Source organism: Pseudoxanthomonas sp. JBR18 (assembly GCF_028198165.1).
GTDB lineage: Bacteria > Pseudomonadota > Gammaproteobacteria > Xanthomonadales > Xanthomonadaceae > Pseudoxanthomonas_A.
This window is the reverse complement of the sequence record NZ_CP116339.1, coordinates 203,000-220,062: the sequence shown is the minus strand read 5'-3', so window position 1 is coordinate 220,062 and position 17,063 is coordinate 203,000. Positions and strand designations below refer to the sequence as shown.

The 17,063-nt window shown below is 66.9% G+C and carries 21 protein-coding genes; 13 read left to right on the top strand and 8 right to left on the bottom strand.

The genetic code is table 11. The annotated features are described in order from the left end of the window. Positions 1 to 12: 12 nt before the first annotated feature. Positions 13 to 789 carry a helix-turn-helix domain-containing protein gene (locus PJ250_RS01200; protein WP_271646740.1) on the top strand — a complete coding sequence of 259 codons (777 nt, stop codon included), beginning with the start codon at positions 13 to 15 and terminating at the stop codon, positions 787 to 789. A gap of 29 nt (positions 790 to 818) precedes the next feature. Here PJ250_RS01200 and PJ250_RS01195 read toward each other — a convergent pair whose 3' ends face one another. From PJ250_RS01195 to miaB, 3 genes are all read right to left on the bottom strand, one after another. Beyond that, positions 819 to 1,691: a CPBP family intramembrane glutamic endopeptidase gene (locus PJ250_RS01195; RefSeq protein WP_271646739.1), complete on the bottom strand. Its 873-nt coding sequence runs from the start codon at positions 1,689 to 1,691 to the stop codon at positions 819 to 821. 249 nt (positions 1,692 to 1,940) lie between these two features. Further along, positions 1,941 to 2,759, bottom strand: coding sequence for a shikimate 5-dehydrogenase (locus PJ250_RS01190; protein WP_271646738.1), 819 nt, complete (start codon positions 2,757 to 2,759; stop codon positions 1,941 to 1,943). Next, the gene (gene miaB / locus PJ250_RS01185; protein ID WP_271646737.1) at positions 2,756 to 4,189 is read right to left on the bottom strand and encodes a tRNA (N6-isopentenyl adenosine(37)-C2)-methylthiotransferase MiaB; all 1,434 of its coding nucleotides are present in this window, start codon (positions 4,187 to 4,189) and stop codon (positions 2,756 to 2,758) included. The genes PJ250_RS01190 and miaB overlap by 4 nt, the downstream gene beginning before the upstream one ends. A 238-nt stretch (positions 4,190 to 4,427) precedes the next feature. On the opposite strand from miaB, the gene PJ250_RS01180 reads away from it, so the two are divergent. The 7 genes from PJ250_RS01180 (at position 4,428) to PJ250_RS01150 (ending at position 9,752) form a co-directional block, all read left to right on the top strand. Beyond that, a complete protein-coding gene (locus tag PJ250_RS01180) occupies positions 4,428 to 5,321 on the top strand; it encodes a lytic transglycosylase domain-containing protein (protein WP_271646736.1) in 894 nt (297 codons plus the stop codon). 185 nt (positions 5,322 to 5,506) lie between these two features. Next, positions 5,507 to 6,127, top strand: coding sequence for a ubiquinol-cytochrome c reductase iron-sulfur subunit (petA, locus tag PJ250_RS01175; RefSeq protein ID WP_271646735.1), 621 nt, complete (start codon positions 5,507 to 5,509; stop codon positions 6,125 to 6,127). Continuing rightward, positions 6,127 to 7,392 carry a cytochrome b gene (locus PJ250_RS01170; protein WP_271646734.1) on the top strand — a complete coding sequence of 422 codons (1,266 nt, stop codon included), beginning with the start codon at positions 6,127 to 6,129 and terminating at the stop codon, positions 7,390 to 7,392. The genes petA and PJ250_RS01170 overlap by 1 nt, the downstream gene beginning before the upstream one ends. Beyond that, positions 7,385 to 8,131, top strand: a complete 747-nt coding sequence (locus PJ250_RS01165) for a cytochrome c1 (RefSeq protein ID WP_271646733.1) — start codon at positions 7,385 to 7,387, stop codon at positions 8,129 to 8,131. Before PJ250_RS01170 ends, PJ250_RS01165 begins: the two co-directional genes overlap by 8 nt. Before the next feature lie 173 nt (positions 8,132 to 8,304). Beyond that, positions 8,305 to 8,922, top strand: coding sequence for a glutathione S-transferase N-terminal domain-containing protein (locus tag PJ250_RS01160; RefSeq protein ID WP_271646732.1), 618 nt, complete (start codon positions 8,305 to 8,307; stop codon positions 8,920 to 8,922). A 79-nt stretch (positions 8,923 to 9,001) separates the two neighbouring features. Next, the gene (locus PJ250_RS01155; RefSeq protein ID WP_271646731.1) at positions 9,002 to 9,448 is read left to right on the top strand and encodes a ClpXP protease specificity-enhancing factor; all 447 of its coding nucleotides are present in this window, start codon (positions 9,002 to 9,004) and stop codon (positions 9,446 to 9,448) included. A 46-nt stretch (positions 9,449 to 9,494) separates the two neighbouring features. Then, positions 9,495 to 9,752 (top strand): hypothetical protein, encoded by a 258-nt coding sequence (locus tag PJ250_RS01150; RefSeq protein ID WP_271646730.1) that lies wholly within the window; start codon positions 9,495 to 9,497, stop codon positions 9,750 to 9,752. Between the two features lie 28 nt (positions 9,753 to 9,780). Here the strand turns inward: PJ250_RS01150 and PJ250_RS01145 are convergent, their stop codons facing one another. The 4 genes from PJ250_RS01145 to PJ250_RS01130 all read right to left on the bottom strand — a co-directional run bounded on the left by PJ250_RS01145 (position 9,781) and on the right by PJ250_RS01130 (position 12,385). Further along, positions 9,781 to 10,113, bottom strand: coding sequence for a DUF3301 domain-containing protein (locus PJ250_RS01145; RefSeq protein WP_271646729.1), 333 nt, complete (start codon positions 10,111 to 10,113; stop codon positions 9,781 to 9,783). Between the two features lie 57 nt (positions 10,114 to 10,170). Next, entirely contained in the window at positions 10,171 to 11,193 is a 1,023-nt protein-coding gene (locus PJ250_RS01140) for a DUF2272 domain-containing protein (protein ID WP_271646728.1), read from the bottom strand. 68 nt (positions 11,194 to 11,261) lie between these two features. Continuing rightward, complete coding sequence (gene nadC, locus PJ250_RS01135) at positions 11,262 to 12,122, bottom strand: carboxylating nicotinate-nucleotide diphosphorylase (protein WP_271646727.1); 861 nt, start codon at positions 12,120 to 12,122, stop codon at positions 11,262 to 11,264. After that, positions 12,119 to 12,385 (bottom strand): Trm112 family protein, encoded by a 267-nt coding sequence (locus PJ250_RS01130; protein WP_271646726.1) that lies wholly within the window; start codon positions 12,383 to 12,385, stop codon positions 12,119 to 12,121. The genes nadC and PJ250_RS01130 overlap by 4 nt, the downstream gene beginning before the upstream one ends. A gap of 58 nt (positions 12,386 to 12,443) precedes the next feature. Between PJ250_RS01130 and purE the strand changes: the two genes are divergently transcribed. Beyond that, entirely contained in the window at positions 12,444 to 12,947 is a 504-nt protein-coding gene (gene purE / locus PJ250_RS01125; RefSeq protein ID WP_271646725.1) for a 5-(carboxyamino)imidazole ribonucleotide mutase, read from the top strand. Then, on the top strand, positions 12,944 to 14,089 hold the full coding sequence (locus PJ250_RS01120) for a 5-(carboxyamino)imidazole ribonucleotide synthase (protein ID WP_271646724.1): 1,146 nt from the start codon (positions 12,944 to 12,946) through the stop codon (positions 14,087 to 14,089). The genes purE and PJ250_RS01120 overlap by 4 nt, the downstream gene beginning before the upstream one ends. Positions 14,090 to 14,192: 103 nt before the next feature. On the opposite strand, the gene PJ250_RS01115 is transcribed toward PJ250_RS01120, so the two are convergent. Then, positions 14,193 to 14,771 (bottom strand): superoxide dismutase, encoded by a 579-nt coding sequence (locus tag PJ250_RS01115; protein ID WP_271646723.1) that lies wholly within the window; start codon positions 14,769 to 14,771, stop codon positions 14,193 to 14,195. Positions 14,772 to 14,918: 147 nt separating this feature from the next. Here PJ250_RS01115 and grxD point away from each other — a divergent pair, with 147 nt between their 5' ends. Genes grxD through PJ250_RS01100 form a run of 3 tightly spaced genes read left to right on the top strand, consistent with a single transcriptional unit; the run spans position 14,919 to position 16,572 of the window. After that, on the top strand, positions 14,919 to 15,239 hold the full coding sequence (gene grxD / locus PJ250_RS01110; protein WP_271646722.1) for a Grx4 family monothiol glutaredoxin: 321 nt from the start codon (positions 14,919 to 14,921) through the stop codon (positions 15,237 to 15,239). 5 nt (positions 15,240 to 15,244) lie between these two features. After that, on the top strand, positions 15,245 to 15,982 hold the full coding sequence (locus PJ250_RS01105; protein WP_271648478.1) for an SDR family NAD(P)-dependent oxidoreductase: 738 nt from the start codon (positions 15,245 to 15,247) through the stop codon (positions 15,980 to 15,982). After that, entirely contained in the window at positions 15,979 to 16,572 is a 594-nt protein-coding gene (locus PJ250_RS01100; RefSeq protein WP_271646721.1) for a MarC family protein, read from the top strand. Before PJ250_RS01105 ends, PJ250_RS01100 begins: the two co-directional genes overlap by 4 nt. Positions 16,573 to 17,063: the final 491 nt, after the last annotated feature.

Sequence of the window (17,063 nt, the reverse complement as noted above, 5' to 3'; positions counted from 1 at the left end):
GCCTCCACCGCCATGGCCGACCGCGAACGCCTGCTGATTGCGCTCAAGCGCCTGCTCAAGGAGCGGGGCTGGCGCTACGCCGACCTGGCCGCTGCTCTGGGCGTGTCCGAGCCGACGATCAAGCGCGTGCTGTCCAGCGGACGCATGGACCTGACCCGCCTGGAGCAGATCTGCGAGGTGCTGGACATCGATTTCTTCGACCTGGCGCGCAGTGCCCGGGGCACGCGGGAATCGCGCCGCCACCTCACCTTGCACCAGGAGCACTCGCTGGCCGCCGAGCCGCGGTTGATGACGGTGTTCCACCTGCTGTGCCAGGGCTGGCGCACCGCGGCCATCGGCGAAGGCTACGGGCTCAAGCCGACCGAACTGGTGCGGCTGCTCGCGCAGTTGGACCGGTTGCGACTGCTGGAGCTGCTGCCCGGTGACCACGTGCGCCTGCGGGTGCCGCGCGATTTCTCCTGGCGCGACGACGGCCCGGTGCGCGCGCGCTACCTGCAGATGGCCAGCCATGAATTCCTGAAGGACGATTTCGCCGCGGCGCAGGCGCATTTCGCGCTGGAGATCCGCGAGCTGGGCGAGGCCTCAGCCGCCACGCTGCGGCGCAAGCTGGACAAGCTGGTGGCCGATTTCAAGGAAGCCGCCGAACTGGATGTCAGCCTGCCGCCGGAGCGTCGGCGCAGCGTCGGCATGCTGGTGGCGTTGCGGCCCTGGGTCTTCTCGCTAGTGGACAGCCTGCGCGCGGAGGGCGTGTCGCCCGCACCCGCGCCGCGGATGCGCGCCAGGCGCTGATCCGTCCGCGTGCGCGGCGGCCCAGGCGATCAGCGCGCAGACCTGCCTTGGAGCTCGGGTGTGCGGTTGGCACGGATCCTTGCAAGCAGTGCGGCCACGATGACCCAGGCGGCCAGTGCAGTGCCGGCGCCGAATTCAGTGGTGACATAGGCGGCAGTTCCGTGCTCGGCGGTTATGCTGTCCAATACCGCTTGGATCAGCGTGTTATGCGCTGCGTGCAGCATGACGCAAGGCCATATGCTGCCGGACGCCATGCGTAGCCAGGTCATCATGAAAGACAGTGCCACCACCAGCGCCGTGAAGCATCCCACGGCATAGACTGGGGGCGTGCCGGCGTTGTAGTCGGCGCCCAGCAGGCTGGGGTAATGCCAGACGGCCCAGAGCAGCCCGCTGGCCACGCTGGTGCCGGCCAGCCCCAATCGTGGGTAGAGCCGTGGCACCAGGAAGCCGCGCCAGCCAATCTCCTCGCCCAGCGCCCAGGCGAATGTGCTGATCACGAGCAAGGTCATCGTGGTCGGGATGCCAAACAGCGCTGCAAAGGCATCCGGATGTGAGGCAACGTGGTACTGCTCGGCCAGTGGCGAGGCATAGAGCTGCCAATCAAAGGCGCCCGGGAGCATCCACCACGTGAGCACGTAGACCGGGATCGCATACAGCCACGGCAGGAAGTAGGCCAGGGCCATGAAGCGGCCAGCAGGCCAGTGCCAGCCAAGCGTGCGTGGATCACGCCGGCAGATCAGGCAGGCGAGCAATGCCGCGGTGCCCGGGCACCACATGAGCATTCGCGACATCATCGGCGGCTGGCTGCCCAGGTGGACGATGAAAGCGCATGTCGGGGCGCTCAGTGCAGCCAGCCAGACGAGGAACCAACCCACCTCGCGGAACGGGGAATGCGGTTTCATGGATCAGGCAACACCAGGGGGGAAGTTCGCTTTTGATGCCATCAGGGGCGTCAGGGCAAATGGCCGCCTGCGTGAGCATGGCGGCGTGGCAGCTGGCCGAGAGGCGTTGTCGCCGAGTCTGTGCGGTCGCGGTGCCGCAGGCATGTGCTGATCGGCACGGGAACCTTCGTCAGCATCGGGCGACCGATGCCTGCACGCGCAGGCCCGGCGTGCAACGCTGGATGAGGGTTTGATCGAGTGCGTCGAGTCTCAGGCCAGCGCGTGCGCGGCGGCCTTGGCGATCAGGGCCTGGTCCGGGCGTACGCCGGTGTACAGCACGAACTGCTCCACCGCCTGCAGCACGATCACCTGGCCGCCGGTGATCACCGGCTTGCCCAGCGCACGTGCCAGACGGATCAGCGGGGTTTCCACCGGGATGGCGACCACGTCGAAGATCAGGTCGGCGGCGGCCACCTCGGCCTCGGTGAAGGCCAACTGGCCCGCTTCCGGACCTCCGTCCATGCCGACCGGAGTGACGTTGACCAGCAGGCTGGCTGACACGCCGCCCATGTCGGCTGCCCACGCCCAGCCGGCCTGGCGCGCCAGGCGCTGCCCGGCCACGGCGTTGCGGGCCACGATGGTGCCGTCGGCAAAGCCGGCATCGCGCAGGGCGCAGGCCACGGCCTTGCCCATGCCGCCGCTGCCGCGCAGGGCGACGCATGTGCGGGTGGACAGTCCGCTGTCGGCGATCAGCGAGGCTACGGCGGCGTAATCGGTGTTGTGCCCACGCAGCACGCCGCCGGTATTGACGATGGTGTTGACCGAGTCGATCGCCGCCGCGGACGGCTCCAGGCCGTCGATCAGCGCAATGCAGGCCTCCTTGAACGGCATGGACACCGCGCAGCCGCGGATGTCCAGGGCGCGGATGCCGGTGATCGCGCCGGCCAGGTCGGTGGTGGAAAACGCCTTGTAGACGTAGTCCAGGCCCAGCGCCTCGTAGAGATAGTTCTGGAAGCGGGTGCCGAAGTTGCCCGGCCGTGCCGACAGGGACATGCACAACCGGGTGTCGCGATTGATGCGCGCGGTCACGCGGCGTCGTCCAGCGGCGTGACCACGCGACCCCGCAGCGAGTTGCTCAGCGCCTCGGTGATCACCACATCGACGAACTGGCCGATCAGTCGCGCCGGCGCCGGGAAGTTCACCGAGCGCATGTTCTCGGTCTTGCCGGTCAGCTCGTTGGGATTCTTGCGCGACGGCCCTTCGACCAGCACGGTCTGCACGCTGCCAACCATCTTCTGCGAGATGTTCGCGGCAAACGCATTGATGCGGGCCTGCAGGCGCGACAGGCGGGCGTGCTTGTCCGCGTCGCTGGTAGTGTCCTCCAGGTCGGCGGCCGGCGTGCCGGGGCGGCGCGAGTAGATGAAGGAAAAACTCTGGTCGAAGCCCACGTCCTCGATCAGCTTCATGGTCTTCTCGAAATCCGCATCGGTCTCACCGGGGAAACCGACGATGAAGTCCGAGCTGATCGAGATGTCCGGGCGCACCGCGCGCAGCTTGCGGATCTTGGACTTGAACTCCAGTGCGGTGTAGCCACGCTTCATCGCGCTGAGGATGCGGTCGCTGCCGGCCTGCACCGGCAGGTGCAGGTAGTTGGCCAGCTGCGGCACATCGCGGTACGCATCGACCAGCGAGTCGGAAAATTCCAGCGGATGCGAGGTGGTGAAGCGGATGCGGCCCACGCCGTCGATTTCGGCGATCGTGCGGATCAGCATGCCCAGATCGGCCACTTCGCCGTCCTCGCCATACGGACCGCGATAGGCATTGACGTTCTGGCCGAGCAGGTTGATCTCGCGCACGCCCTGGGCGGCCAACTGCGCCACTTCCACCAGCACGTCCTCGAAGGGACGACTGACTTCGGTGCCGCGGGTGTAGGGCACCACGCAGAAGCTGCAGTACTTGCTGCAGCCTTCCATGATCGAGACGAACGCCGAGGGCCCCTCGGCACGCGGCTGCGGCAGGGCGTCGAACTTCTCGATCTCCGGGAAGCTGATGTCCACCTGCGGCTTGTTCTGCTCGCGGCGCGCGCGGATCAGCTCGGGCAGGCGGTGCAGGGTCTGCGGGCCGAACACCAGGTCCACGTAAGGCGCGCGCTTGACGATGGCTTCGCCCTCCTGCGAGGCCACGCAGCCACCGACGCCGATGATGACCTCACGCCCGCCGGTCTTGAATTCCTTCCAGCGGCCGAGCTGGCTGAAGACCTTTTCCTGCGCCTTCTCGCGGATCGAGCAGGTATTGACCAGGATGACGTCGGCCTCTTCGGGCCTGTCGGTCAACTCCAGGCCCTCGGCGTCGGCCAGCACGTCGGCCATCTTGGCCGAGTCGTACTCGTTCATCTGGCAACCGTGGGTCTTGATGTACAGCTTGCCGCGCACGTTAGCCGGCGCTTTGCGCTGGCCGGGAAGGGGCACGAGGGGGGTGTCGCCCGCGAGGGGCGTGGTGACGTCTGGCGTCCCGGTCATGGCGCTTAATCCAGTCGGGTGGGCGGGAAAGCCGCCTAGTTTATCGGGTTGCGGGCGGTCCGGCGCGGTCTTCGCGCCGGGTGGACGGCGTGGAAGCGAGCTTGGCCAACAGGGCTCCCGCGCTTCCGGGCGCGGAACTTCCGGCTGGTCCGGTTGCGGGATGCGCTTCCCGAAAGTCAGCGCGGAATTCCAGATGAATCGCTTGTTAAGTCCTTGATAAGCTGGGACACTTCGCGCCATGAGGGGATGGCTGCGACTGGGGATGATCGCTGCATCGCTGGTCGCGCTGCCGGCCAGCGCCGGCACCCTGTACAAGTGCGTCGGCGCAGATGGCGTGCCGGCCTACGTCAGCAAGCGCATCGCCGGGACCAGCTGCACGGTCGTCAGCCAGTATCGCCCCGCGCCGAACCGCAAGGCGGCGCGCGTCTCCGCATCGCCACCGGCGCCATCACCCAAGGCCGCGCCCAAGGCGGAGTCGGCTCCCACGAGCACGATTGCACCGGCAGCCGTGGCCGTGGCGCCCAAGCCCGCCGCCGCGCATCCGCAGCGGGTGGTCAGCGGGCAGGTCTACTCGTTCATCAAGGACGGCGTACGCAACTACACCAGCGCCAGGCCGCGCGGCGTGGCGGTCAGCAACCTGCGCACGATCCATTACAGCTATATCGAGACCTGCTACGCCTGCGGCAACCCGGGCGTGGATTTCGGCGCGGTACGGCTCAACACCGTGGCCTATGAGAGCGAGATCGCCTCGGCGGCCCGCGAATACGGCGTGGAAGAGGCCATCGTGCGGGCCATCATCCATGCCGAGTCCTCGTTCAACCCCCTGGCGCTCTCGCATGCCGGGGCGATGGGCCTGATGCAGCTCATGCCCGCGACGGCGGCCCGCTTCGGGGTCGCCGATGCCTACGACGCGGCCCAGAACATCCGCGGCGGCGTGAAGTACCTGGCCTTCCTGCTCAAGCGTTACAACGGCGACCTGACCCTGGCCGCAGCGGGTTACAACGCTGGCGAAGGGGCGGTCGACCGCAACGGCGGGGTGCCACCGTATGCCGAGACCCAGCGTTACGTGCAGCGCGTTGGTGTCCTGGCCACGCGCTACCGATCCAACCTGGGAACGGTGGGCGCTCGCTGAACGGCTGCTGCACTGCAATACACTTCGAGTCGACGATTGAAGTTGCAAGTCATTGATGGAAAAGGGTTTGTTGTGACGCAATTTTTTATTCAGTTAGACTCGGCCGCGCTCTTGCGATGACGGTCTTTCACAGGCCCCATCCAGGCAGCCAGACAGCTACCTCAAGACGCTTCGCGGAGTAACGGATGGCCAATGACGAGGTCTCAATGCCCGTGGATGCGGGGCGCCGCCGGTTCCTGACGGCCACCACCGCAGTCGTCGGTGCCGTGGGTGCAGGATTCCTCGCCGTCCCGTTCATCAAATCGTGGAACCCCAGTGCCCGGGCCAAGCTGGCCGGTGCGCCAGTGACCGCCGACATCACCGGACTGCAGGAGGGCCAGCGCATGGTCCTGGAATGGCGCGGCCAGCCCATCTGGGTGGTCAAGCGGTCCAAGGCGATCCTGGATGCGCTGCCGACGCTGGATCCGCGTCTGCGCGACCCGGAGTCGGAGAACAAGGACCAGCAGCCGGCCTACGTGCTCAAGGGCAATCCCGAGCTGCGCTCGATCAAGCCGGAGATCTCGGTCCTGGTGGGCCTGTGTACCCACCTGGGCTGCTCGCCGGAGATCATCGCCGAGATCCGGCCCGAGCCGTTCGACCCGGAATGGAAGGGCGGCTACTTCTGCCCCTGCCACAAATCGCGCTTCGACATGTCCGGGCGGGTGTTCCAGGGCGTGCCGGCGCCGATCAACCTGCTGGTGCCACCGCACCACTATCAGGACGACAACACCATCATCATTGGCGTCGATCCGGAAGGAGCTGCCTGATGTCCAACGTGATCTCGCGGGCGGCCACCGGCGCCTTCGACTGGCTCAACGCGCGTGCGCCGGGGCTGATGCCCATGTATCGCAAGCACATGAGCGAGTACTACGCGCCGAAGAACTTCAACTTCTGGTACTACATGGGCTCGCTGGCCCTGTTGATCCTGGTCAACCAGATCGTCACCGGCATCTTCCTGACGATGAACTACAAGACCAGCGCGGCCGAGGCCTTCGCCTCGGTCGAGTACATCATGCGCGATGTCGAGTGGGGCTGGCTGATCCGGTACATGCACAGCACCGGCGCCTCGCTGTTCTTCATCGTGGTCTACCTGCACATGTTCCGCGGGCTGATGTACGGCAGCTACCAGAAGCCGCGCGAACTGGTGTGGATCCTGGGCATGCTGATCTATCTGGTGCTGATGGCCGAGGCTTTCATGGGCTACGTGCTGCCCTGGGGCCAGATGTCCTTCTGGGGCGCCAAGGTGATCATCTCGCTGTTTGGCGCCATCCCGGTGATCGGGCAGGGGCTGACCGAATGGATCATGGGCGACTACCTGCCCAGTGACGCCACGCTCAATCGCTTCTTCGCCCTGCACGTGATCGCGCTGCCGCTGGTCCTGTTGCTGCTGGTGGTGCTGCACCTGGGTGCGCTGCACGAGGTGGGCTCCAACAATCCGCAGGGCGTGGACACCAAGCACGGGCCCAAAGGCAACCGCTGGAGCAAGCTGGCGCCGATCGACACCATCCCCTTCCACCCGTATTACACGGTCAAGGATCTGGTGGGCGTGGGCTTCCTGCTGGTGATCGGGGCGTTCATCATCTTTTTCGCGCCGGCCTTCGGCGGCTTGTTCCTGGAGCACGACAACTTCACCGAGGCCAACCGCCTGGTGACGCCCGAGCACATCAAGCCGGTCTGGTACTACACGCCTTACTACGCAATGTTGCGGGTGGTGCCCAACAAGCTGGGCGGCGTACTGGTCATGTTCTCGGCCATCGCCATCCTGTTCACCGTGCCCTGGCTGGATCGCGGCAAGGTCCGCTCCATCCGCTACCGCGGGCTGGCCTACAAGATCGCGCTGGGCGTGTTCGCGTTCAGCTTCATCTACCTGGGCAAGATTGGCTCGGGTCCCGGCACGGACATCATGGAGACCTACATCGGGCGCGTGCTGACCTGCTGCTACTTCGGGTTCTTCATTTTCCTGTGGGTCTATACGTTCTTTGGACTGGAACGCACCAAGCCGGTGCCCGAGCGGGTGAGTACGCATGACTAAGCGCTTCTTCCCGCAGCTGGCCGCACTGGTCGCCGGCCTGCTCATGAGTGCATCGCTGCTGGCGGCCGAGGGTGGAGCCACCCAGCAGGCGGGCAACGACCTGGGCGATACGGCTTCGCTGCAACGTGGCGCCAAGCTGTTCATGGGGTACTGCTCGGGCTGTCACTCGCTCAAGTACCTGCGCTACTCGCGCATGGCCTCGGACCTGGGCCTGACCGAGGACCAGGTGATGGACAACCTCAACTTCACCGGCGCGCCCGTGGGCCAGCAGGTGCAGGTGGCGATGCCGCATGACGGGGCGGCCAAGTGGTTCGGCAAGATGCCGCCGGACCTGAGCCTGATCGCACGCGTGCGCGGGCCCGACTGGATCTACACCTACCTCAAGTCCTTCTACCTGGACGAGTCGCGCCCGCTGGGGTGGAACAACAAGCTGTTCCCCAACGCCTCCATGCCCAACCCGCTGTGGGAGCTGCAGGGCCTGCAGCATGCCGAGTACGGGCCGGAGGATCCGCAGACCAAGGAAAAGCCGGTCGAGACCTTGAAGCTGGTGTCGCCGGGCACCGAGAGCCCGGCCGAATTCGACCGCAGCGTTCGCGACATCACCAATTTCCTGCAGTACGCCAGCGAGCCGGCCGCGCTCAAGCGTCAAAGCATGGGCGTGTGGGTGATCCTGTTCCTGGTGGCGCTGACCTTGTTGGCCTACCTGTTGAAGAAGGAATTCTGGAAGGACGTCCATTGAGGCTGGTGCGCGGGCTCCTGCAGGGGTGCGCAAATCCGTGGGCAGCTGTTATGTTCGAGTACGTCGCGTGAAACCGGCTCGTCCGGCACGCGCAGCCAGGCACCCAGCCTGAGCAGTGGCGCGGCCGGGAGTCCGGCCGCTGGATCGGTCTGATAAAGGTTACGAGTGCCCGCATGCGAAACACCCTGACGCTGTTTTCCTCCGTCGATGACGTGTTGTGCCACCGCGTGCGGTTGGTACTGGCCGCCAAGGGCGTCAGTTACGATCTGGTTCCGGTCGATCCGCAGAATCCGCCCGAGGATCTGATCGATCTCAATCCCTACCATTCGGTGCCGACCCTGGTCGAGCGCGACCTGACGCTCTACGCCGCCTCGGTGGTCAGCGAGTACCTCGACGAGCGCTATCCGCATCCGCCGCTGATGCCGGTCGATCCGCTGTCGCGCGCGCGCCTGCGCCTGGCGATGCTGCGCATCGAGGTGGATTGGGTGCCGCAGGTGCAGGCCATCCAGTTGGGCAACAAGGCCCAGGCCGATGCAGGCCGCAAGCGCCTCAAGGAATTGCTGACCGCCTCGGTGCCGCTGTTCAAGGCCAGCAAGTTCTTCCTCAATCCTGAGATGAGCCTGGCCGATTGCGCGATGGCCCCGATCATCTGGCGTCTGCAGTCGCTGGACGTGGGCTTGCCGAAGGATGGCAAGGTCATCGAGGACTATGGCAACCGGATCTTCCGCAACCCGGGATTCGCCCGCAGCCTGACCGAGCAGGAGCGCAAGCTGCGCGACCTGCCGGCCTGAGCCGTTGGCGGCGTCCTTTATGGGTCGCGCATGACGTGAAACGACGGTCTCCTGCGGTCGGGCCGGTTAAACTGGCCCCATGACCGAAGACGTCCCTCAGATGACCAGCCATCGTCCGTACCTGCTGCGGGCCCTGGCCGAATGGATCGCCGACAACGACATGACCCCGCACCTGCTGGTGGATGCCACGCAGGCGGGTGTGCAGGTGCCCGCCAGTGCCGTGAAGGAAGGGCGCGTGGTGCTGAACATCGCCCAGCGGGCCGTGGCGCACCTGGTGATCGACAACCTCACGGTGAGCTTCAGCGCCCGCTTCGGCGGCGTCAGCTATCCGGTGAATGTCCCGATTTCCGCCGTGCTGGCGATCTATGCGCGGGAGACCGGGCAGGGCATGGCCCTGCCCGAGGACATCGGGACCGGGCCGGGCGGTCCTTCGGACGATGACGAACCGCCGACGCCCGACGCGCCCTCACCCGATGACGATGCGCCGCCACCGGCCAAGCGCCCGCACTTGCGGGTCGTCAAGTAAGCCGCAGTCCGGTTAGGACGCGCTGGCAGGACAGCGAGGCTCAGTCATGCATGCAGAGCACAGGTTCTGGTTTCCCGCCAAGCGATATGGTTGGGGATGGGGGTTGCCGGTGGCGTGGCAGGGCTGGGCGACGCTGGCGCTGTACGTCGGTGCCCTGCTGGCCTGCGGGGCGTTGCTCCCGCCCGCGCGTCACCCGATGGCGTTCTACGCGTGCGCTGCTGGTGCCACGGTGGTCCTGATCCTGGTCTGCCGCTGGAAAGGCGAAAAGCCCGGCTGGCAGTGGGGTGGCGACCAGCCGCGCTGAGACCTGCGCCGTCAGCCGCTGGCGCCGGTCAGTGCAGGGTCCTGAACTCAGCGGTGTTGTCCGGTCGCGCCGGGCCGACGAACGACACCAGTCGGTCCCCGTGCAGGACCAAGCGTCCGGTATGGCGTTCGGCACCGTCGTAGGAATAGTCGAAGCGGAAACTGCGCTCCAGGCCCAGGCGTCCGTCCTCGCGGCGGCGCAAACGCACGCCGGCGGCATGCACGCTCTGGTCCAGCCACAGGACGCCTGCGGCCGAGCAGGCATTGCGGCCCACTTCGGTGGCGCGTTCGGCCGCGGCGCGGGCGGCGTTCCACCAGCCGAACACGGCACCGGCGGCGATCAGCAGGAGGATGGGTTCCATCGCGCGACTTTACCGGCTGGCGGCGGGGTGTGGCAGCCGTGGATGACGGCGCTGATTTCAAGGGGGCGTGACGGTCTCGGCCGGTGTCACCGGGGCGGCCGGCATGGGCTCCCCTCCAGCGGGAGCTGTTGGAAGTTCCGGGCCGGACGGCGCCTCGGCGACGGGTACCTCCTGTGGGCGCAGCTGCAACAGCACGGCCCAGTCCTGCCGGTTGAAGTCGCACTGATCCGGCTGCGAGGGCAGGCATTGACGGTCCGCAGGCAGGGCGCCGCCGCTGTTAGGAATGGGTGTGAGCGGGGCTGGCAGGATTACGTGCCCGCCGCGATCCAGCGGCAGGGCCCGCATCATCACCGTGTTGAGCACGTTGCCGCCGATCAGGTGCAGGGTACGGTCGCCCCCGAGGTTGGCCGCGACCACGATCTCGCAGTGCGACTCTGACGGGACAGGGCCCGGACCGGCCAGCGCAGCCGTCAGCCCGGCGTAGCCCAACGCCTGGTCGCGGCCACGGATGAAACAGAGCAGGTCGCCGGGGGCGGGTTTCTCCGTGGCGGGGTCGGCATAGCGATACGGCCCGGTTCCCGCCGTGTCGCGCCATGCGGCGCGGATGTAGTCGATGTGGCGCGGCGATCGGAAGAAGTTGGCAATGCCGGCGCGAGTCATGATCCAGGAGACGAAGGCTGCCGACCACGGCGTGTCCACCACGAACGCCCGGCAGTCGCTGTCGGTCGCGCGATTGCCGGGCATGGACCAGCAGCTGGCGGCGCCGGGCTCGCCGCCGATCTGGGCCAGCGTGCCGCTCTCGCGCCAGTAGCGGGCCACGCGTTGCCAGGCGATCACACCATGATCGGTCAGGTCTTCGCGCTCGGCCTCGGTCACGCCCAGGCTGGCAACATGGCCTTGCGGGTCGAAGAAGGGGCGCCCCCACAGGCGGTGCTCCTCGCAGGTGGCGCGCACGATGTTGATCGCCGCCTGGCTCAGGCCGTAGCGGGGCGGGGCATCGCAGACCTCGATGGCCGCGGCGGACCCGCTTCCCAGCATGAGCAGGCCCAGGGTCAGGGCGGCCAACCGGCGTCGATCCATCGTGTGAGCTCATCCCCTGCGTGCGATGCGCTTCACGCTCGCAGACTCGCCGCCCAGCGCCCGTGAAATCAGGCGGGCGGCGGTCCCAGTTTCAGCGACAGGTCCACGGCCTGGACGTGTTTGGTCAAAGCGCCGATGGAAATGCAGTCCACGCCGTCTTCGGCGACAGCACGCACGGTGCTCAGGTCGACCATGCCGGAGACTTCCAGCGGCACGCGGCCGGCGGCAATGCGCACCGCTTCGCGGCGCAGTTCGGGGCTGAAGTCGTCAAGCATGATCCGGGTGCAGTCCAGGCTCAGCGCTTGTCGCAGCTCGTCCAGCGATTCGACCTCGACCACCAGCGGCAGGTCAGGGTGCAGGGCACGCGCGGCCCGCATGGCGGCGGCGATGCCGCCGGCGGCGCGGACATGGTTCTCCTTGAGCATGACCATGTCGAACAGGCCGATGCGGTGGTTGTCGCCGCCACCGCAGCGCACCGCGTACTTCAGCGCCAGGCGCAGGCCGGGAATGGTCTTGCGGGTGTCGAGGATGCGCGTGCCGGTGCCGCGCACGGCATCGACATAGGCCGCAGTGGTCGTGGCCGCGCCGCTGAGGGTCTGCAGGAAGTTGAGCGAGGTGCGCTCGGCGCTGACCAGTGTGCGCGAGCGGCCCTGCAGCGTCGCCAGCACGGTGCCGGCGGCCACGCGCTGGCCTTCGCTCACGCGCCAATCGATGGCGACCTCGGGGTCGAGCAGCTGGTGGCAGGCATCGAACCATGGCCGCCCGCAGATCACCGCTTCTTGCTTGCACAGCAGGTAAGCGGCATCGGCGTTGTCGGGCAGCAGCGCGGCGGTGACGTCACCGGGCCCGAGATCCTCGGCCAGGGCGCGGCGGACATCGTCCAGGATCACCGCCTCGGGCGGTGGCAGCGGGGCCGCGGCGGTGCTCACGCTGGGAAGTCGGCGACCTGCACGGTGGCCAGGCCTTCCTCCGGCAGCAGCACCGGGATGCCGTCCTCGACGCGGTACACGGTCTTGCGGTCGCGGGTGACCAGGGCTTCTTTCAGCGGCTCGGCCTGCGCGGTGTCGTCGATGCGCTTGAGCGTGCCGGCGGTGATGGCGCGGTTGAGCGCGTCCAGGCCGCGTGCCTCCAGCGGTCCAAGCGGTTGGCGCGAGACGGGGCAGCACAGGATGTCGAGCAGTTTGCGGTCCATGAAAGGTCCGTTGGCGATCAAGATCGCTAGAATATCGTTTTGCAGCCGTGGACGGCCAATGACCGCCAACCAGTCAGCGCCGCACGTGGGCATCGTGATGGGCTCGCGTTCGGATTGGGAGACCATGCAGCACGCCGCGCAGAAGCTCGATGCGCTGGGTGTCGCCTACGAAGTGAAAGTCGTTTCTGCGCATCGCACGCCGGACGTGCTGTTCTCGTATGCCGAAGCGGCCGCTGGGCGCGGTCTGCGCGCGATCATCGCCGGCGCCGGCGGCGCCGCGCACCTGCCGGGCATGATCGCCGCCAAGACCGCCGTGCCGGTGCTGGGCGTGCCGGTGCAGTCCAAGGCGCTCAATGGCATGGATTCGCTGCTGTCCATCGTGCAGATGCCGGCCGGCATCCCGGTGGCGACCTTCGCCATCGGCAACGCCGGTGCGGCCAATGCCGCGCTGTTTGCCGCCGCAATGCTGGCGCCGCACGAGCCGGTCGTGGCGCAAGCACTGGACACCTTCCGCGCCAGGCAGACACAGGACGTAATGGACCGGGACGATCCGCGCTCATGACCACGGTCGGGATCCTGGGCGGCGGGCAGCTGGCCCGCATGCTGGCGCTGGCGGGCCTCCCGCTGGGGCTGAAGTTCCTCGTGCTCGATCCTTCGGCCGAATCCTGCGCCGGCCAGTGCGCGCCGCTGCAGGTAGGCGGGTTCGACGACGAAGCGGCGCTGGCGGAGTTCGCGTCCAAGGTCGATGTGGTGACCTTCGATTTCGAGAACGTGCCGGCCAGCAGTGCGCAATGGCTGGCCGAGCGCGTGCCGGTGTACCCCAACCCGCGCGCGCTGGGCGTGGCCCAGGACCGGCTGTCGGAGAAGACCCTGTTCCGTGAATTGGGGATCCCCGTGCCGGCGTTCGCCACGATCGATTCTCGCGAGGACCTGGACGTGGCGCTGGTCGAGATCGGCACGCCTTGCATCCTCAAGACGCGTCGTTTCGGCTACGACGGCAAGGGCCAGTTCCGGATCAAGTCACCTGCTGATGCGCAGGCGGCATGGGATGCGCTGGGCGCGCAGGCCTCGACCGTTGGCTTGATCCTCGAAGGCTTCGTCGCGTTCGACCGTGAGGTGTCGGTGGTGGCCGTGCGCGGCCGCGATGGCGAATTCAAGGCCTTCCCGCTGACCCAGAACTGGCATGTCGACGGCGTGCTGTCGGCCAGCCTGGCCCCGGCGCAGGCCAGTCCGGCCGTGCAGGCCCAGGCCATCGACTACGCCCGCCGCGTCGCCGAGGCGATCGACTACGTCGGGGTGTTCGCGCTGGAGCTGTTCTGCCAGGGCGAGACGCTGCTGGCCAACGAGATGGCGCCGCGTGTGCACAACTCCGGCCACTGGACCATCGAAGGTGCGGAGGTCTCGCAGTTCGAGGCGCACCTGCGCGCGGTGCTCGGCCTGCCGCTGGGCGCGTTGGCCATGCGTGGCCATGCCTGCATGCTCAATTGGTTGGGCGAAATGCCTGATGCCGACGGTGTGCTGTCACAGCCGGGGGGGCATTGGCACGACTACGGCAAGTCGCCGCGCGCCGGACGCAAGGTCGGGCACGCGACGCTGCGTGCCGATACGCCACAGGCCTTGTCGTCGGTCGTCGCGGCAGCGGGCGAAGCGCTGTCGCGTCAGGCCCAGGTCCAGCCCGTGGTGGCGGTCCTGTCCGGCGTGTGATTAGGCTGCGCTGAATCTGGTGCGTGGCACAGGACGCACGAACGAGGCACGCGTGAAAAAGGCCGGGTCGCCCCGGCCTTTTTCGTTGCTGCGATGGTGACGATCAGGCCAGCTGCTTGGCCACGAAGTCCCAGTTCACCAAGGCCCAGAAGGACTCGACATACTTCGGACGGGCGTTGCGGTAGTCGATGTAGTAGGCGTGTTCCCACACATCGCAGGTCAGCAGCGGCTTGTCCTCGCCGGTCAGCGGGGTGGCCGCGTTGGAGGTGCTCACCAGGCCGACGCTGCCGTCCTTCTTCTGCACCAGCCAGCCCCAGCCGGAGCCGAAGGTGCCGACGGCGGTCTTGGTGAACTCTTCCTTGAACTTCTCGAAGTCACCAAAGGCGGCCTTGATCAGCTCGGCCAGCTTGCCGGTCGGCTCGCCGCCGCCCTTGGGCGACAGGCAGTTCCAGTAGAAGGTGTGGTTCCAGATCTGGGCAGCGTTGTTGAACATGCCGCCCTGGGACTTCTTGATGATCTCTTCCAGCGGCATCGAGGCGAACTCGGTACCTTCGATCATCTTGTTGAGGTTGTCCACGTAGGTCTTGTGGTGCTTGCCGTAATGGAAATCGATGGTCTCGCCGGAAATGTGCGGTTCCAGGGCGGTACGGTCGTACGGCAGGGCGGGGAGTTCGATGGCCATGGCGGAATTCCTTGAGGCTTGGCGGTGAAGTCAGATGCCGGCAGCGGGGCGCGAAGGCTTACAATTGGGCGCTGGCGGCGGCGATGGAAAGCGCCGGTGAGTTTACTCGACGACAGTTTGCATGCTGTCAAAGCAGGAGAACGCAACATGCCGGTGCTGGAACGTATCCAGGCGGAACTGGACACCCATCCGATGGTGCTTTTCATGAAGGGCACGCCGGAATTTCCCATGTGCGGATATTCCAGCCGCGCGGTCAAGGCCCTGCTCGAAGCCGGCGCCGACCGCCTGCGCGCGATCAACGTGCTCGAAGAGCCAGAGATGCGTGCCAACCTGCCGCGCTTCTCCAACTGGCCCACCTTCCCGCAGTTGTTCATCCATGGGGAGCTGATCGGCGGCTGCGACATCACGCTGGAGCTGCACGAGTCCGGCGAACTGGCGCGGATCGTCGCCGAGGCGCTGCCGCAGTGACATTGCTGGAGGTGCCTACGCGCGCGGCACAGGTTCTCGCCGGGCGCGTTGTCCTGATCACCGGCGCGCATGGGGGGCTGGGCGAGGCGGCGGCCAAGGCCTGCACCCAGGCCGGTGCGACCGTCATCCTGCTCGGGCGCCGGCCCCCCAAGCTCAATCGCGTCTATGACGTCTGCGCGGCGCTAGGGCCGGAGCCGGTCATGTACCCGCTGGACCTGGAAGGGGCCGCCCCCGACGACTACGCCGAACTGGCGCAGCGCATCGCCTCGCAGCTGGGGCGGCTTGATGGCGTGCTGCACTGCGCGGCCGAGTTCCGCGGGTTGACCCCGCTTGAGCACACCGATCCGGCCGCATTCGCCCGGGCCATCCACGTCAACCTCACCGCGGCCTGGTGGCTCAGCCAAGCCTGCCTGCCACTCCTGCGCGCCGCGCCCGACAGTGCACTGGTCTTCGCGCTGGACGACCCGCGGCGCATCGCACACGCCTATTGGGGCGGCTACGGTCTGGCCCAGCAGGGACTGCGTGGGCTGGTGCACATGCTGCACGAGGAACTGGCCGCCAGCCCGGTGCGCGTGGCCGCGCTGCAGCCTGGACCGATGCGGACCAGGCTTCGCGCGCGCGCCTACGCCGAAGATACCGACCCGGCGCTGGCCGATGCCAGCGATTACGCACGTCACTGCGTCACCCTGTTATCGCCTGAGGGCGCCTCCCGGCGCGGCCAGGTCTGGAACCCCCTCGCATGACCATCCTCTCCGCGGCCCTGCTGCTGTTCCTCATCCTGGATCCACTGGGCAACATCCCGGTGTTCCTGTCGGTGCTGCGCCCGCTGCCGCCGCAGCGCCAGCGCATCGTGCTGCTGCGCGAAATGTTGATCGCGCTGGCGGTGCTGATGGGCTTTTTGTGGGGCGGCAAGTACTTCCTGGAGTGGATGCACCTGCGCCAGGAGTCGGTGCAGATTGCCGGCGGCATCGTGCTGTTCCTGATCGGCATCCGCATGATCTTCCCCAGGCCGGAAGGCCTAATGGGCGAGATTCCGGGCGGCGAGCCCTTCATCGTCCCGCTGGCCATCCCGCTGGTGGCTGGTCCGTCCGGCATGGCCGCGGTAATGCTGATGGGCAGCAACGAGCCCGAGCGTCTGCTCGGCTGGAGCCTGGCCCTGGGCATCGCCTGGTTGGGCACCGCGGTCATCCTTTTTTCGGCCACCCTGGTCTACAAATGGCTGGGCATGCGCGCGCTGACCGCGATCGAGCGCCTGATGGGCATGCTGCTGGTGGCGATCTCCGTGCAGATGCTGCTCGATGGCATCGGGACTTATCTAGAAGCGCTCTCCTGACATTCAGTCGCCGCGCCTTGCGGTCCAGATCCGAGCGTGCAGGCTGACGATCAGGGTCTGGCGTTGCACAGGTGGAACGGCCCCGCCTCCGAAGCCGCACCTGAAGCGGGTCGACTTTCGCCGCACGTGGCTTCAGACGTCAGCTTCCTTCCCATGCGTCATCGCGCACGCAACGTGGATCAAACCGGTGGGGGCAGGCTTCCCGCGGGGGCCGATCCTCTGATGGCAGCTCTGTCACAGCATTCGTCGAAAGGCATGCAGCGCACGCGCGAACGACATGCTGTGCCTGGTTTTATTTTTCCGTAACGTCATGATTTTGCAGGAATTTTCGGCTCGATTGAATGCCGTATGTTGCGTTGCGAAAAATCGTCACGAAGCCGTCACAACTTGGCTTTAACGTGTTAACCTGTCGTTAACCCGTGACAGTCGTGCCTGTCACGCGTTCCAGGGGCACATCACTAGCAAGTCCATGAGAGCCACGCCAGAAGCGT

Bases quoted from the DNA above. Each gene is read 5' to 3' on its own strand.
- PJ250_RS01200 (WP_271646740.1), top strand. From the start codon at position 13: ATGGCCGACCGCGAACGCCTGCTGATTGCGCTCAAGCGCCTGCTCAAG.
- purE (WP_271646725.1), top strand. From the start codon at position 12,444: ATGACCGCCAACCAGTCAGCGCCGCACGTGGGCATCGTGATGGGCTCG.
- PJ250_RS01170 (WP_271646734.1), top strand. From the start codon at position 6,127: ATGTCCAACGTGATCTCGCGGGCGGCCACCGGCGCCTTCGACTGGCTC.
- PJ250_RS01160 (WP_271646732.1), top strand. From the start codon at position 8,305: ATGCGAAACACCCTGACGCTGTTTTCCTCCGTCGATGACGTGTTGTGC.
- PJ250_RS01145 (WP_271646729.1), bottom strand. From the start codon at position 10,113: ATGGAACCCATCCTCCTGCTGATCGCCGCCGGTGCCGTGTTCGGCTGG.
- PJ250_RS01100 (WP_271646721.1), top strand. From the start codon at position 15,979: ATGACCATCCTCTCCGCGGCCCTGCTGCTGTTCCTCATCCTGGATCCA.
- PJ250_RS01180 (WP_271646736.1), top strand. From the start codon at position 4,428: ATGAGGGGATGGCTGCGACTGGGGATGATCGCTGCATCGCTGGTCGCG.
- PJ250_RS01130 (WP_271646726.1), bottom strand. From the start codon at position 12,385: ATGGACCGCAAACTGCTCGACATCCTGTGCTGCCCCGTCTCGCGCCAA.
- petA (WP_271646735.1), top strand. From the start codon at position 5,507: ATGGCCAATGACGAGGTCTCAATGCCCGTGGATGCGGGGCGCCGCCGG.
- grxD (WP_271646722.1), top strand. From the start codon at position 14,919: ATGCCGGTGCTGGAACGTATCCAGGCGGAACTGGACACCCATCCGATG.
- PJ250_RS01115 (WP_271646723.1), bottom strand. From the start codon at position 14,771: ATGGCCATCGAACTCCCCGCCCTGCCGTACGACCGTACCGCCCTGGAA.
- PJ250_RS01120 (WP_271646724.1), top strand. From the start codon at position 12,944: ATGACCACGGTCGGGATCCTGGGCGGCGGGCAGCTGGCCCGCATGCTG.
- PJ250_RS01150 (WP_271646730.1), top strand. From the start codon at position 9,495: ATGCATGCAGAGCACAGGTTCTGGTTTCCCGCCAAGCGATATGGTTGG.
- miaB (WP_271646737.1), bottom strand. From the start codon at position 4,189: ATGACCGGGACGCCAGACGTCACCACGCCCCTCGCGGGCGACACCCCC.
- PJ250_RS01155 (WP_271646731.1), top strand. From the start codon at position 9,002: ATGACCGAAGACGTCCCTCAGATGACCAGCCATCGTCCGTACCTGCTG.
- PJ250_RS01195 (WP_271646739.1), bottom strand. From the start codon at position 1,691: ATGAAACCGCATTCCCCGTTCCGCGAGGTGGGTTGGTTCCTCGTCTGG.
- PJ250_RS01165 (WP_271646733.1), top strand. From the start codon at position 7,385: ATGACTAAGCGCTTCTTCCCGCAGCTGGCCGCACTGGTCGCCGGCCTG.
- PJ250_RS01140 (WP_271646728.1), bottom strand. From the start codon at position 11,193: ATGGATCGACGCCGGTTGGCCGCCCTGACCCTGGGCCTGCTCATGCTG.